The 15,147-nt window shown below is 74.1% G+C and carries 7 protein-coding genes and 1 tRNA gene; 4 read left to right on the forward strand and 4 right to left on the reverse strand.

From position 1 onward, the window contains the following. Positions 1-90: 90 nt before the first annotated feature. From BLW86_RS41840 to BLW86_RS02660, 3 genes are all read right to left on the reverse strand, one after another. Entirely contained in the window at positions 91-4,926 is a 4,836-nt protein-coding gene (locus BLW86_RS41840) for a hypothetical protein (RefSeq protein WP_093872499.1), read from the reverse strand. A 152-nt stretch (positions 4,927-5,078) separates the two neighbouring features. Beyond that, positions 5,079-7,385: a hypothetical protein gene (locus BLW86_RS02655; RefSeq protein ID WP_093872500.1), complete on the reverse strand. Its 2,307-nt coding sequence runs from the start codon at positions 7,383-7,385 to the stop codon at positions 5,079-5,081. A gap of 3 nt (positions 7,386-7,388) precedes the next feature. After that, a tRNA-Pro gene (locus BLW86_RS02660) sits at positions 7,389-7,460 on the reverse strand. A gap of 177 nt (positions 7,461-7,637) precedes the next feature. On the opposite strand from BLW86_RS02660, the gene BLW86_RS02665 reads away from it, so the two are divergent. Continuing rightward, positions 7,638-8,663 (forward strand): LacI family DNA-binding transcriptional regulator, encoded by a 1,026-nt coding sequence (locus BLW86_RS02665; RefSeq protein WP_093872501.1) that lies wholly within the window; start codon positions 7,638-7,640, stop codon positions 8,661-8,663. Between the two features lie 63 nt (positions 8,664-8,726). On the opposite strand, the gene BLW86_RS02670 is transcribed toward BLW86_RS02665, so the two are convergent. Continuing rightward, the gene (locus BLW86_RS02670) at positions 8,727-11,495 is read right to left on the reverse strand and encodes a glycosyl hydrolase (protein WP_093872502.1); all 2,769 of its coding nucleotides are present in this window, start codon (positions 11,493-11,495) and stop codon (positions 8,727-8,729) included. A 291-nt stretch (positions 11,496-11,786) separates the two neighbouring features. On the opposite strand from BLW86_RS02670, the gene BLW86_RS02675 reads away from it, so the two are divergent. From BLW86_RS02675 to BLW86_RS02685, 3 genes are all read left to right on the forward strand, one after another. After that, complete coding sequence (locus BLW86_RS02675; RefSeq protein ID WP_093872503.1) at positions 11,787-13,091, forward strand: ABC transporter substrate-binding protein; 1,305 nt, start codon at positions 11,787-11,789, stop codon at positions 13,089-13,091. Positions 13,092-13,218: 127 nt separating this feature from the next. Beyond that, positions 13,219-14,181: a carbohydrate ABC transporter permease gene (locus BLW86_RS02680; protein WP_093872504.1), complete on the forward strand. Its 963-nt coding sequence runs from the start codon at positions 13,219-13,221 to the stop codon at positions 14,179-14,181. After that, positions 14,178-15,104 carry a carbohydrate ABC transporter permease gene (locus BLW86_RS02685; protein WP_093872505.1) on the forward strand — a complete coding sequence of 309 codons (927 nt, stop codon included), beginning with the start codon at positions 14,178-14,180 and terminating at the stop codon, positions 15,102-15,104. Before BLW86_RS02680 ends, BLW86_RS02685 begins: the two co-directional genes overlap by 4 nt. The last annotated feature ends 43 nt before the right edge of the window (positions 15,105-15,147 follow it).

Raw genomic sequence — 15,147 nt, forward strand, 5'->3', positions numbered from 1 at the left:
GCGCGCCCCCGACGACAGGCCGTCGGGGGGCGGTGCATCGTCCGTCCGCCACATTCTGCCGCCGGGATCCGTCAGGGGGCAGGACACCCCCTAGTGACCTGAGTCGGAGATCCGCTCCCAGGCCTCCTCGAACATCTCGTGCAGGGGAGCCGTCGGCAGCACCCGGACGAACGGGGAGCGGATCCACTTGTCCCACATCGGCCGCACCAGGTGGGTCGTCAGCTTCACGGTTTCCAGCGGCAGGTGCGGAGCCTTGAGCTCGGTCCAGTCGCCGGGCAGGAACAGGGTCCGGCCGGCGCGTGCCCGCTTGGCCTCCAGGACAGCACCGGTGGCGAGGAGTTCCGCCCGGACCTCCGTGTGCCGCTTGGTCGACCAGCCGTTCCACCGGCGTACGTTCCGGTCGGTGGGCGCGGCGAGGGTCGCCAGCTGGAGGTACAGGGCCGCCGCGTCCCCGCCCACGCCGAGCCTCGCCGCCACCCGGGCGACGAGCTCCGGACAGGACAGGCGCGGATCGGCCTCGTACCCGCCGGCCGGTACGGCTCCGGACAGGGCGCGGCTCATCATCCGCGCGAGCCCCCCGTCGGCGAGGAGCGGTGCCACCCGGTCGGGGTCCTCGGCGAGGTCGGTCACCTCGCGGACCTCCCGCCATGTCCCGGGGTCGGTGACGGCGGCGGGGCGCAGGAAGGCGGTGCCGTAGGGGGCGCACACCACCAGCGGTCCGGAGTCGTACGCGGTCACCGGATCGGCCCGGTTCTCCGGGTGTGCGGCCACCGGCAGCCGCCGGGGACCGAACCGCTCGGCGATCCGCTCCGCCGTGTCCTTCACGCAGTACTCGGGGAGTTCGAGCAGCAGCTCCGGGCGGTCCAGCTCGGCGCGCAGCCGCTCGTACAGGGCGGGCGCCCCGGCCAGCGCCGGATCGCCGACGGGCCGGTCCGTCCACGCCCACACGAGGGCACTCGCGATCTCCGTCAGCGCGAGCCCCACCGGGGTGCGGCAGGGCAGCTCGGCCCCGGCCGGCGGTACGGCCCTGACCTCCACGCCCCTGCCCTGCCGGGTCGCCGCCAGCTCCCAGCCGGCCGCGGGCACGGTGGCGTCCTCGGCGGCGTCGTAGCCCCCGGCGAGGCGCCGGGCCCACACATCGGCGAGACCGAGGTCGGCCTCCAGTGCGTCGGCCGTTTCGTCGTCCACGGCGGGCCGGGCCCCGAGGAGTTCCCGCCACACGCCGGCCATCCGCTCCACGGCCGCCTCGACGCCGCCCGGCCGCCACAGCTCGGTCGGGTCGTCGGGCAGGGCGGCGGCCAGGACGGCCCTCCGGCCCGCGCCGTCGAGCCGGGTACGCAGCCGTTCGTACGACTCGGCCGTCAGCGCGGTCGCCTCGTAGGGGGCCTTGCGCACCAGGGCCCGGTCCTCCTCCCGGTCGGCCCGGCCGACGAGCCCGGCGACGACGAGCCGGGCCACGGACCGTCGTACGCCCGTCAGTTCGGCGAAGCGCGCTGCCGCCGACTCCGGCACCTGGACCGGCCCGTGGGTGTCGACGGCCGCCACGAGGGCGCGCAGCCGCGCGGCGTCGTCCCGCTCCACGCGCACGTGCCGTACCTCGCGGGCCACGCCCGGGACCGGGTCCGCGTGCGGGTTCTCGGCGACGGGCGCCACGAACCAGCACTCCGCACCGCCGTCCCGTACACCGGCGGACGCGACGGCCGTGCCGTCCCCGCGCAGGTGGTTCACGAACCCGGGGCCGGACATCCGCCCCGCCCACCAGCGGCTGCCGGCGCGGGCGAACGGCTGGTCGGCCCAGATGTCCAGGAGCGCGAGGAGGGCGGTCCGCTCCGCGTCCGGGGTCGGGGCCACCGCCGCCCGCCAGGCGACGGCGTCGATCGTGCCGAGGAGCTGCGACCAGTCGTGCGGCGGCGCGGGCGGCGAGAGCCGGCGCACCTCCTCGGCGATGGTCCCGGCCAGGCAGGCGCCGTCGGCGGCGAGCGCGGTCAGCGTCGCCGGCAGTGCCACGTCGGGGGTACGCCGCCACCGATCGGGCTCGCCGGTGTCGACGAGGCCGTACAGCGCGGGGACGAGCTCGGTGTCCGGCGCGGACCGGCCGAGCCGCACGGGCGGAGCCTCGGCGAGGAGGGTGACGCGCCGGTGCAGGGCGCGCCGCCGCTCCTCCACCCGGGCGGCCCGCTCGGCCACCGCGACGACGGCTTCGACCAGGACGGGATCGGTGACGTCCGGCAGCTCCCGTGCCACGGCCCCGCGGAGGGCCGCCGCGCTGTCGGACGCGGCCGTGAGCAGCGTGTCCGCCGTCTCCCGGGGCACGGTCCGCAGCGCCCGCGACCCGGCGGCGTCCCGGGTCCGGAGCAGGTACCAGAAGGCCGGGGGCAGGGCCACGCCCCCGGACGGGGTGACCCGCCGGGCCGGCTTCACCCGGGGGTGCCGGGGCGAGTGGTGCCCGTCCAGCTCCCACAGCAGGACGCCGTCGGCGGCGTACGCGCGTACGCCCGTCCGCGTCTCGGCCTCGGCGAGGACCACGTCCTCCACGGCGCCCTCCGGCGGCGCCCACAGCGCCCAGGGCTTCTGCCCCTGCCGGTCGATGGCGAACCGGGCCGTGCGCCCGTCGACGCTCTGCACCAGATAGCGGTCGGGCGCGGGGTCGCGGTGCGGGGTACGGAACAGGATCCGGGTCCCGACGAGGCCGTCCCTGCTGCCGAGCGGGGAGTCGGTCAGACCGGCGGGCAGCGGGGCGAGATGGAGCGCCCCGGCGGCCAGGGCCATGCCCGCCTCGGACGGTTCCGTCGCCGGGTCCGCACGCGCGGGGCGGCCGGGGAAGTCGGGCACGTCGGCGCCGCCCCGCGGCTCTCCGGTGACCGGGTCCACCAGCTCCCACGGGTTCCTCGTGTACACGCCGTTGGTCCAGATCCGGGAGCCGTCCCCGAGCTGCAGCTCGTTCCCGTCGATGCCCTCGGTGCCGCCCGGCCGCAGCGCGCGCAGGCCGCCGTGCCGGCCTCCTCCGTCGGCGGTCTCGAACTGGAAGCCGTAGGCCCCGTCGAGCTTCCCGCCGAACGGCACCAGACCGCCCGGCTCGTCCGGCGTGAACGGCGCCTCCGGCCGGTCCGCCCAGTACGCGGTGTCGCAGAAGTAGGGGTTCGGCTTGACCGTCCAGCTCACGAGGAAGGACCCGCCGACGTAGTGGACGGCGTACATCGTCGCGTCCCCCGGCACCGTGAACCGGCAGGAGCCCCGGACGCCGTCCGGGTCGACGGCCACCGCCCGGTCGGCCCCGAACACGGTGAGCACCGGCCAGGTGCAGGTCACTCCGGCCACCCCGGGCAGGGGTCCGGCGACGGCGGCGTCGGGGTCGGCATCGGCATCGGCATCGGAGTCCGCGGCGGAGTCGGGGTCGGCATCGGAGTCCGCGGCGGAGTCGGGGTCGTCCGCGGCTTCGGCCTTGGCCGCGGCGGCGAACTCCGCGTACACCGACTCCAGTACGGGCCAGGCCAGCTCCTCCGGCAGACCGGCCGCCAGCGAGCGGTGCAGGGCGCCCGCCGCGCTCGCCGCGCCGAGGGCCTCGGCGACACCGCCGAGCGCCGTCACGGTCGGCCGGTCGAGGAGGGTCTCCAGCTCGGCCACGGACTCCTCGGCGCCCGCCATGCCGCCGCCTCCGACGGTGTCGACGAGCTTGCCGACCCGTCCGGCCACCTCATGGGCGATGCCCTCGTTCCCCGGGAGGAGCGTCACGGCCGATCCGGGCCGGCGGCCGCGCGCCATGGACCAGTTCGGCAGGAGGTTCGCGTGTACGGTCCCCTCCAGGCGGGGGCCGAACACGGGGTCGGCGGCCAGCGCGGCGAGGTCGCGCCGGGACCTCTCGCCCCAGAAGCGCATCCGGACGTCCGGGCCCGGGTCGGCGACCGCGACCCCGACCGCCAGGCAGGCGTCGAGGACGTCCGCGTCGAAGCCCTGGTAGTGGTGACGGGTGGTGTGCAGCGTCACCGGCACGCCCTCGGCCCGCAGACGGGGCCCCAAGCGGCCGATGAGGTCGAGGAGTTCCGCGGGCAGCGGCCGGCGTGCGACCCCGCCGCCGGACTGCAGGGCGTACTGGTACATGCGGACGAAGGTGCCGAGCCAGTGGTGGAGCCCGCCCTCCGGCACGACCCGTCCGGTCTCCATCGCCTCCGTCGCACCGCAGCCGATCAGCAGCCGCAGCCATGCGCCGCCGTCGGTGACCCCGTCGGGGAAGACCTCCAGCAGGCCGGCCGCGATCGCGTCCGTCGGCGGATGGGCCGTCAGGATCGGCCCGGCCGCCGTCAGGAGGGCGTCCGGGACGGCCTTCTTCCGGGTGGCCGAGAGGATCGTGCCCACCATGCGGGCGACCTCCGCGTCCCCGAGGTCGGCCGTCCTGGCGGAGGCCCGGACCCGGCGCACCAGATCCGCCGGCAGATCCGCGGGCGAGGCCGCCCACGCGGTCAGGAACGCCTCCAGAGCGGTGTGCGCCGCCGCGGGCTCCAGCGTCTCGGCCAGGAATCGCTGGTGGGCGCCGAACTCCTTGGCGGGCATGGCGCCGCCCTCGGCGAACAGCAGTCCGTTGGCCCGGCGGTAGGCGGGGTCCACCGGGAGCCCGTGCTGGGCCTCGGCCGCGCGCGCCGCGGCGTAGGCCCGACCGCCCGGCCGGCTCCCGTACCCGATCAGCCGGTGCCCCACGGTGTCCCAGAACCACGGCAGGTGCGCCGGCGGCAGCTGTCGTGCCCGCCGCGCCATCACGTCGACGACGGCGCCGGGCTTCGTCCAGGACCGGTTGACCTCCGCACCCATCTCCTGGACCAGGCCGCGCGCGACCTCGACCGCGCCCGGGTCATGGGCGGTGACCCAGTCGACGTAGGTGGTCGACACGTGCGTACCGGTGGTGGGCAGCAGGGCATCCAGCGAGACGATCATGCCCAGGATCGTCGCACGCCCCACTGACACCGCCCCGGGCTCCGGCCCCAGCCCCAGCCCCAGCCCCAGCCCCAGCCCCAGCCCCAGGGGACGGTACCTGCGTCAGGCCCCGCTCCCTTCCCCCCTTCGGAAGACAGGGGCCTGACGTCGGCTCACCTCCGGCCGGGCGGGGCCGGGTCCTGGCTCAGCCAGTGGCCGGTGGTGCTCCAACCGGTCAGCCGGCGGGCCCGCCCGGCGTCGGCGGTGCCGTCGGCCGCGAAGGAGCCCCCTTCCGCCACCAGTCGCAGACCTTCCAGGGCCGGTGCCAGGCGGGCGGCCACATGGGCGGGGTGGCGAGCCGTCTCGTCGGGCAGCCGGGCCAGTACCGCCGCCGCCGTCTCGTCATTGCAGAGCGACAGGTGGAAGAGCATCTGCCGCCAGGCGTACGCCGCATCCTTGATCGTGCCGAGCGGGCGCGGCTCGTGGTGCGCGCGGCCCGTCATACGGCACACCGTGGCGAAGCAGCGCCGGGCCAGGTCCGCCCATCCCGAGGCGGGGGTGATGCCGACGCGGTGGACGAGGGTGGCGAGGTTGTGCGTCGTGAGGATCTGCGCCTGCTCGATCACCATGCCGTTGGCGGCCACGCCGTGGGAGGAGGGCCGGCCCGCCCGCTCGTGACACAGCGCGGCGAATCCTGGTGCCGTCCGGACGGTCGTGCGGCCCGGCCGTTGCCCGGCCAGGGCGAGGACGGCCGTGTAGTCGATGCCGTAGTACCGCTCGTAGAGCGTTCCCCCGCCGAGGAGTTCGGCGGCCACCGCGGCGGTCGCCAGGAACTTCGGGCTGAAGGTGCCCATGAAGATGTCGGCGGCCAGCTCCTCCACGAGCGGGGCGTCGAGGCCGGACCGGCGGGCGAGCACCGCGAGTTCGCGGACGAGGGGGTTGGGCAGCAGGGTGCCGGGGAAGCCGTCCACGGCCACCTCGCCGAGCTGCCGCAGTGCCGCGTGCGCGGAGCGCTCCGCGCGCGCGTCCTCGCCGCGCTGTGCCGACACCGCGCGGACCCACGGGAGTTCCTCGGGCCCGACCTGCCGTGCCAGGTCGAGCAGCAGCAGCGAGCGGCGGTTGCGGAACGCCCGGTAGTTCGCGGCCATGAGGGCGCGCAGCGGCCCGTCCCGGTAGACCGCCGCGGTCTCGACGGCGACGAGCTGGGGAACCAGTTCGGCCATCACCTCGGCGGACGGGACCACTCCGAGCTCCACGAGCGTGGCGAGCGGCGCGCTCCGTGCTCCCTCGACCACGCGGCGGATCGCGGGCGGTACGGGCGACCCGGCGGGCAGGCCCGACCGCCGCTGCTCGGCTTCGGTCACCGGGGCGACGAGCGCGGTGACGTCGGCGGCGCCGGTGTCCTGTGGGAGGCCGGCGAGCCGGTCGGCCACGAGGTGCGCCAGGTCCTGGTGGGAGGGCAGCGCGGCCTGTGCCGCCTGGGCGCCGCGCAGCGCGGTGTGCCGCTCCGATCCGGGCAGTCCCCGCTTGCGGACCATGGAGGCGGCGGCGTGCCGCAGCAGTCCGACGCGCCGCGCGTCGAGCGGGCGTCCGGCCGTCGCCTCCTCCAGTGCTCCGCGCAGGATCCCCAGGTTGCTCCTGGGGTCGCGGTGTCCGCCGCACAGGGTGTGCTCGCGGGACAGCCGCCGGTAGCGGACGAGCAGGGCGGCGCCGCGCTCGTGCCAGTCGTCGCCCGGTTCGTGGCCGAGCACGCGGTGGTCGGGACCCGCCGTCTCCAGCCAGTGCCGGAGCAGTTCGTCCGCGAAGGGGCCCCACACACCGAGTGCTTCGCGCTGGGCTTCCACGGCGCGGTTCGGGCCGCGGCGAGCCAGCGCGGCGCCGGCGTCCGCGACGGTACGGCGGTGCACGGCGCCCGTGTGCGGTGCCGGGGCGCCACAGGGGCGTGGGGTGAACCGGAGCCGCCCCGCGAACGGGCGGAGTTCGGCGACGAGTTCGAGGGCGGCGTCGGCCTCCCCGGCGCGTACCAGCCAGGCCACGGTGAGCAGCGCGGCCTCCTCCGGGACGGCGATCTCGTAGCGGGCGCCGTCCAGCAGCGCCCACAGCTCCGTGAGCCCTTCCTCGGTGAGGGCGTGGGCGAAGAGCGCCTCCCGGTCCTCCGCTACGCCCGCCCTGCGTGCGGCCTCCGTCTCGTACGGCTGGAGGGGGCCGCCGGCGCTGGGGGCGCCGGTGGCGAAGCCGCCGTGCAGGACTTCGAGCGTCACCCAGGCGGGCAGGCCCTCCACCGGTGTGCGGGAGCCGATGCGGAGTGTTCCGGCGGCCGTCCCGGCGAGGACGCGGCGCCAGCCGCGGGCCCGTTCCCCGGCACGGGCCCGGGTGGCCGGGTCGGCGTCGGTGAGCGCGGTGACGAAGGCCCTGGCGAGGCGACCCTCGGCGTAGGAACCCGATATGTGCGGCGGCTGCTTGTCAGCGTGTGCGTCCATAAGCCGACGTGGCGGGTTCCGCCCCCGCGCCCTCCGGGTCCCGAGCCCGGTGCTCCACTGCTGAGCTACACGTCGTGAGGCCCCGACGCTAGTACCGGCCCGGGAACGGGGCAACGAGGTTTTCGCAGGTTCTGGGAGCGCTCTCAAAAAGTGGCGGCCACAGATATCCTGATCCGCGCGGGACCGCGCGCCACCCAGCGGACCCGCCCACCGCACGCCCCGCACAGCCGACGCAGCAGAGGAGCGCACGCCTTGCCCGAGCAGAGCACGGGGCCCCGTCCCACGCTGGAAGCCGTCGCCGACCGCGCCGGAGTCTCCCGTGCCACGGCCTCCCGGGTCGTCAACGGCGGCGCGGGTGTGCGTGCTCCGCTGGTGGAGAAGGTGCGCCGGGCCGTCGAGGAGCTCGGATACGTGCCGAACCACGCGGCCCGCACCCTGGTCACCCGGCGCAACGGCGCCGTGGCCGTGATCATCGCCGAGCCCGAGTTCCGGATCTTCTCGGACCCGTTCTTCGAGCAGCAGGTGCGCGGAATCAGCAGGGAACTGACCGCCCAAGACTCCCAGTTGGTGCTCCTGTGGGTGGAGGGGCCCGGGGACCACGAGCGGATCTCGCGCTACCTCGGCGGGGGGCACGTCGACGGCGCGCTGGCGTTCTCGCTGCACAGCGACGACGCCCTGCCGTCCGTGATCGAGCGGGCCCGCATCCCGGTGGTCTTCGGCGGGCGGCCCGCCCCGGGGATCGACCCGGCCGTGCCCTTCGTCGACTGCGACAACCGCGGTGGCGCCAGGGAGGCGGTGCGGCATCTGGTGGAGCTCGGCCGGCGGAACATCGCGCACATCTCCGGTCCCCCCGACCAGACGTCCGCGATCGACCGGATCCACGGCTATCGGGACGTCCTCCTCGACGCCGATCCCGCGCTGCTCCGGCGGGGCGACTTCACGGAGGAGAGCGGGGCCCGCGCGATGGCGGAGCTCCTCGACCGGCGACCCGACGTCGACGGCGTGTTCGTCGCCAACGACCTGATGGCCTCGGGGGCGCTGCGGACCCTGCGGGAGCGCGGGGTGCGGGTTCCGCAGGACGTGGCGGTGGTCGGCTTCGACGACATGGCCTCGGTGGTCGACAGGACCGTTCCGGCCCTCACCACCGTGCACCAGGACATCGAGGGGATGGGCCGGCTGATGGTGAAGCTGCTCATGCGACTGCTCGACGGGACGGGGCCCGGGGTCCCGGCCTCCGTGATCACCCCGACCTCGCTGGTCCGGCGCGCCTCCGCCTGACTTCCTACGGGGAAAGCGGCGGGCCCGAGTGGCTCTCGGGCCCGCCGCCCTCTCGCGCGGGGGTCAGTCGTACGGGATGACAAGGACGGACCGGTCCGTGCCCGTCTGGAGCCGTGAGTCGCCGTTCCCGATCGCGCTCCAGACCTCCAGCCGGACGGTGCCGCCGCGCAGGTCGCCGAGTGTCCCGGTGGCGGACTTCAGGCCGCGGGACTGGCCGTACTCCTCCCAGCCGGTGACCGGGTCCGTCGCGAAGTACTGGTACGTCTCCGTCCGGTCGAAGGTGCCGTCTCCGGTGAGGTCGTAGCTGACGCGGGCCTGCTGGCCGAGTCCGACCGTCGTGCCGGCGTCCACCTGGAGGCGGAAGGCGGTCGAACCTCCGCTCCTGAGCGTGCCGTTGATCCCCCTGGCCTCGTAGACGAGGGGCCGGTACGGGGTGCCGTCGTGGTTGGCGCCCTGCGCCGAGGCGATGGTGTCGCTGCCCGCCGTGGCTCCGGTGGCCGTGGTGAGGGCGCCGCCGGTGCGGAGCTGGAAGGTGTTGCCCGTGGAGGGCCCCGGGTCCGGGTCGGAGCCGCCGGTGCCGGTGCCGGTCGCGGTGGAACGGGCGGGTACGGAGAGGGACTTGCCGTCGGAGAAGGTGACCGTGCGGGCGGTCGTGCCGTGGTTGTGGGCCACGTAGGTCCGGGTGGTGCCCTTGGTGAAGACGGCGGAGGTGGGGATGGATCCGGTGACCGTCGCGTCGGGCGCACCGAGGGTGTCGAGCGCCGTGAGCCAGTGGTAGGTGTGGGCCTTGGACTCCCCCGCCTCCGGGGTGTATCCGGCGTTGCCCGCGTCCCACTTGGCCTTGGCGGCGCCGGGGTCGGCCAGGGACTGGAACTCCCAGAGGATGTCGCGCCATTCGACGGCGGGGCCGCCGTTCTCGCGTTCCATCTCGGCGATGTTGCGCCGCACGGAGTCCTTGTGTCCGCCGAGCTGGAGCGAACCACCGGTCACGGGGAGGGCGTTGATGCCGTGGATCTCCTCCGGGTTCGCGGTCCACCAGGTGGAGTAGGCCGCGCCGCTGCCCCAGACCATGCCGACGGTGTCGTGCTGGAAGGCGGCGGGGAAGACCTGCTGGTCGGCGTCGAACCAGTACTGCGCGACGGCCTCGCCCTCGGTCGTCAGCAGATAGGTGCCGAGGTCACGGAGCCGGGTGTCGCCGGTGGCCGAGCCCCAGAGGACGAGCGCGGCGCTGAGGTTCGTCGACTCGGAGGACGACTCCTGGTTGTTGCCGGCGGCGAAGCCCTGGTGGCCGCTGGCCCAGCTGTGTCCGGCGTAGACGTCGAAGCCGCGGAGGAAGGGGAAGGCGCTGTCGGTGCGGCTGGGGTCGGCGGTGTCCCGGATCAGGGTCCCTACCATGGCGCCCCACGCGGAGTCGGCGGCCCAGGCGGGGTCGTACTGGGCGACGATCGCGGCCGCGTACACGTAGTAGCCGTAGTGGAAGTGGTGGTCGTTGAGTTCGGTGTCGCTGCCGTAGGAGGCCGGATAGCCGGTGAGGGTCTTCCAGGTCCGGTCGTACGAGAACTCGTTGGCGCCGCCGGCCGTGAACCAGTCCTGGAGGCGGCTCTTGATCAGGCCGAGGAGCTTGTCGCGGATCGCGCCCTCGCCGATCTGGTCGGCGAGCGGGACCAGTTGGGCGAGCTTGCCGAGCGCCTTGCCGGTCCAGTACGTGTCGACGGCGCCGGAGAAGGGGTCGGCGGAGTTCGCGACCTCGTTCAGGTGGCCGCGCAGCCGGGCGGGGTCCACGCCGGCGCCCGGGAGCGCGGGGAGGGTGGCGGCGGCCCGCTGGGAGGTCGTGAAGGAGGCCGACTCGCGGACCTTCATGGTCCCGCGGGGCGAGACGTACGTGTACGGGGTGAGCGGGTCGGCGGTGTGCAGCCACTGGTGCCGGTAGAGCGCCTGGAGGGTGCCCCGTTCGGTGCCCTCCTTCGCCTCGGTGGTGAGGGTGTAGGTGGCGCGGACGGTGCCCGCGTCGTAGCTCCAGTTCACCGTGGAGCCGGTGACGAAGCTGTACGCGTACTTCCGGTAGGTCGCGAGGGCGTCGGTGGAGGGCAGGACGGCGACGGAGAAGTAGTCCTTGCCGCCGAGGCCGGCGGTGACGGTCGTACCGGAGACGTTCCAGTCGGTGCCGGTGGGCGCGAAGAGGGCGTAGTGGTGGCCCGCGACGGTGATGCCGAGGACGTTGCCCTGGTCGGCGAAGACGGCGGGCGCCTCGGCGGTGGTGATCCGGGCGTCGCCGCCGCTGCCCTTGGCGTACACGAAGGGCAGGCCGTGGCCGATGGTGGTGCGCAGGGTGCGGGTGCCGTCGGACCAGTAGGGGGTGACGGTCCAGTCGGACCAGGCGTCGGCCTTGGTGTCGGGCGAGTTGAGGCCGGTGAGGCCGAGGGTGAGGTCGCGCTTGTGGGCGAACTCGTACTGCCGTCCGTCGCCGACGATCGCGGGGCTGGTGGGGTAGCCGATCTCCAGGCCGCCGGCGACGGCCTGGTAGGTGAGTGGGTGGCCGTACATGGGGGTGGAGTACGGGTTGTCCCCGTAGCGCTGGAAGGCGAGGGAGGACCACCAGTCGTTGGTGGGGACCGGCTTGCCCTGGGCGGCGGGGGTGACCTTGGGGGTGACCGGTGTGCCGGTGTTGGTGGTGGGGCCGGAGGTGCCGGAGGGGCGGGTGTCGGAGTAGCTTCCGGCGCCCACCGGGACGGTGGCCGCCGCCGCGGGACCGGCGGCGGGGCCGAGTCCCAGGGCGGCGAGGGCGGAGACCAGGACCAGCGCTGCGGCCGGCCTGCTGCGGGGGGCTGGCATGAAGGAGCACCTCATGTCGTCGCGGCGGATGGGGGACGTGACACAGGGGCGGGTGAGAGCGCTCTCAGATCGCCGGAAACGTAAGACCCGCGAAACGACCGTGTCAATAGATTGAACACAGCGGGGAGTTGACGCCCTCGCTCGTCCGATACGCCTTCGAGCCTTGACGGAAACCCCTCTCCACGGGCACGCTCCCCCCGCAGGCTTGAGAGCGCTCTCAGAACCTCTCCTCGCTCTCGTCCGTGTGCGACGACCGCTCTCGCTCGACCACCGCAGCCAAGGAGGCTTCCCATGCCCATCGCCCGAGCCGCCAGGAGAACCGCCGCCCGTCTGGGGGCGGTCGTGCTCACCGGGGCCCTGCTCGCCGCCTGCGGAAGTTCGACGGACGGCGCGTCCGGGGACGGCGCCGGGGGCGAGGTCACGATCACCGTGGACCTGTTCGGCTCCTTCGGGTACAAGGAGGCCGGACTGTACGCGGAGTACGAGAGACTCCACCCCGGCATCACGATCAAGCAGACGGACACCGAGGACGAGGCCGACTACTGGAAGTCCCTCCAGACCCGGCTCGCCGGCGGCGGTGGCCTCGCCGACGTGCAGGGCATCGAGGTCGGCCGGATCGCCTCCGTCACCCAGCAGCAGGCCGAGCGCTTCGAGGACCTCAGGAAGTACGGGGCGGACACCCTCCAGGACCGGTTCGCCCCGGCCAAGTGGGCCGCCGCCACCGGTAAGGGCGGCGAGGTCCTCGGTCTCGGCACGGACGTCGGCCCGGAGGCCCTGTGCTACCGGACGGACCTGTTCGAGCAGGCCGGACTGCCCACCGACCGCGAGGAACTGGCGAAGAAGTGGGCCACCTGGGACGGCTACCTGGAGCTCGGGAAGCGGTACAAGGCGAAGGCTCCCGGCAGGAGCGCGTGGATCGACAGCGTCGGCAGCCTGTACTCGATCATGATCGGGCAGGAGAAGGAGCGGTACTACGACTCCTCCGGGAAGCTGATCTGGGAGGACAACCCCGCTCTGCGCACCGCCTGGGACCACGCCGTCGAGGCCGCGCAGGGCGGACTGAGCGCCAAGCTCGACCAGTGGTCCCCGCAGTGGAACCAGGCCTTCGCCGCCGGCTCCTTCGCCACGATCCCCTGCCCCGCCTGGATGCTCGGATACATCAAGGGCCAGGCCGGTGAGGCCGGCAAGGGCAGGTGGGACGTCGCCGCGCTCCCCGGCGGGGCGGGCAACTGGGGCGGCTCCTACCTGGCCATGCCCAGGGCGGCGAAGCACAAGAAGGAGGCGTACGAGCTGATCGAGTGGCTCACCGCGCCCGAGCAGCAGGCCCGGCTCTTCGAGAAGCAGGGCAACTTCCCCTCCGCCACCGGCGCGATCGACAAGGTCGCCGGCGCGAAGGACCCGTTCTTCTCCGACGCCCCGATCGGGAAGATCTTCGGCGACGCGGCGAAGGCGGCCCCGGTCCAGGTCCTCGGCGTGCACGACCAGAACATCGCACAGCAGATCACCAACGCGCTGAGCGAGGTCGAGCGCAAGGGCACCTCGCCCGAGAAGGCCTGGTCCAACGCCAGGAAGGGCGTCGAGAACACCATCGGCTGACGCGGAGCTGGCCGCCAGGCCACCGCGCATGCCCGCCGGGCACCGCGCACGCCCCCGGGCCACCGCGCATGCCCGTCCGGCGCCGTCCCGTACCCCCCGCCCCCACCTCTCATCGAAGGGCCGCCTCGTGACCCTCACCGCACCCCAGGCACCGGCCGTGCCGCGCGCCGTCCCGCCGGCCCGGCAGGGGGCCGCCCGGCGGGCCTGGCGGACGGTCTCGCCGTACGCCTATCTCGCCCCGTTCTTCACCCTGTTCGCCGCGTTCGGCCTCTTCCCGCTGCTCTACACGGCCTTCGTCTCGCTGTACCGGGTGGAGCTCCAGGCCCCCGGCGACAAGGAGTGGCGCGGCCTCGGCAACTACACCGCACTCCTCGGCGACGAGTACTTCTGGGTGTCGCTGCGCAACACCTTCACCATCGGCGTGCTCTCCACCGTGCCGCAGCTGCTCATGGCCCTCGGGCTCGCGCACCTGCTGAACTACCGGATGCGCGGCCGCACCTTCCTGCGGACGGCGGTCCTGCTGCCGTACGCGACCTCGGTCGCCGCCGCCACCCTCGTCTTCGCCCAGCTCTTCGGCCGCGACTTCGGGCTGATCAACTACGCGCTCGGCCTCGTCGGCGTCGACCCCGTCGACTGGCAGAACGACACGGTCGCCTCGCAGATCGCGGTGTCCACGGTCGTCATCTGGCGCTGGACCGGCTACAACGCGCTGATCTACCTGGCCGGCATGCAGTCCGTCCCGGACGAGCTGTACGAGGCGGCCGCCATGGACGGGGCCTCGCGGTGGCGCCAGTTCTTCCACGTCACGCTGCCGGGGCTGCGGCCCACCATCCTCTTCACCGTCGTCGTCTCCACCATCGGCGCGACCCAGCTGTTCGGCGAGCCGCTGCTCCTCGAAGGCTCGGTCTCGGGCGGCATCTCGCACCAGTACCAGACGCTCGGCCTCTACATGTACGAGCAGGGCTGGGGCTTCTTCCACCTGGGGCGGGCCGCCGCCGTCGCCTGGGTGATGTTCCTGCTGATCGTGGTGCTCGTCGGGCTCAACGCCCTGATCGCGCGCCGCCGTTCCCGCAAGGAGGCCGGCCGATGACCGCGCCCACCGCCCCGGCGAAGGCCGCTGAGCCGACCGCGTCCACCGGTCCGCAGCCCGCTCCCCCGGCGCCCGTACGCGCGCGTGGCACCCGGCGGGCGGGGCGCACCCTGCACGCCGGGCCGCTCGCGTACGCGATCCTCGTCGTCGCCGTGCTGTTCTCCGCCTTTCCGTTCTACTGGACGATCGTCGCCGCGAGCCGCTCCAACGCCGACCTGGCGAAGGTCCCGCCGGCCCTGCTGCCGGGTCCGCACCTGCTGCGGAACTTCGAGGCGGTCCTCGAAGAGGCCGACATCGGCAAGGCGCTGCTGAACTCGCTCCTCGTCTCCGGCTCGATCACCCTCGGCACGGTCCTGTGCTGCACGCTCGCCGGTTTCGCCTTCGCGAAGCTCCGCTTCCGGGGCCGGGGCGCGCTGCTCGCGGTCACCGTGGGCACCATGATGATCCCGCCGCAGCTGGGGGTGATCCCGCTGTTCATGCTGATCGCCGAGCTCGGCTGGGTGAACCAGCTCCAGTCGGTGATCCTGCCCGGCCTGGTGTCGGCGTTCGGGGTGTTCTTCATGCGGCAGCACCTGGTGCAGTCCCTGCCGGACGAACTGATCGAGGCGGCCCGGGTCGACGGCGCGTCCACCGCCAGGATCTTCTGGTCGATCGTGGTGCCGATCGCCCGGCCCGGCATGGCCGTGCTCGGCCTGCTGACCTTCATGGCCGCGTGGAACGACTTCTTCTGGCCCGTCGTCGCGCTCTCCTCCTCCGAGCCCACCGTCCAGGTCGCGCTGCGCCAGCTCGGCGGCGGCTACGTCCACGACCAGTCCGTGATCATGGCGGGCACCCTGCTGGGCACCCTGCCGGTGCTGCTCGTCTTCGGCCTCCTCGGCCGGCAGATCGTCGGCGGGATCATGCAGGGCGCGGTCAAGGGCTGATGCCCGCCGTTCCCCCGCCTCCTCCCCCACCCCTCTCACTCCA

The sequence above is a fragment of the Streptomyces sp. TLI_105 genome (assembly GCF_900105415.1).
In the GTDB taxonomy this organism is placed as follows: domain Bacteria; phylum Actinomycetota; class Actinomycetes; order Streptomycetales; family Streptomycetaceae; genus Streptomyces.

Coding starts and splice junctions, on each gene's coding strand:
- BLW86_RS02670 (WP_093872502.1), bottom strand. CDS start 11,495: ATGCCAGCCCCCCGCAGCAGGCCGGCCGCAGCGCTGGTCCTGGTCTCC.
- BLW86_RS02685 (WP_093872505.1), top strand. CDS start 14,178: ATGACCGCGCCCACCGCCCCGGCGAAGGCCGCTGAGCCGACCGCGTCC.
- BLW86_RS02675 (WP_093872503.1), top strand. CDS start 11,787: ATGCCCATCGCCCGAGCCGCCAGGAGAACCGCCGCCCGTCTGGGGGCG.
- BLW86_RS41840 (WP_093872499.1), bottom strand. CDS start 4,926: ATGATCGTCTCGCTGGATGCCCTGCTGCCCACCACCGGTACGCACGTG.
- BLW86_RS02655 (WP_093872500.1), bottom strand. CDS start 7,385: ATGGACGCACACGCTGACAAGCAGCCGCCGCACATATCGGGTTCCTAC.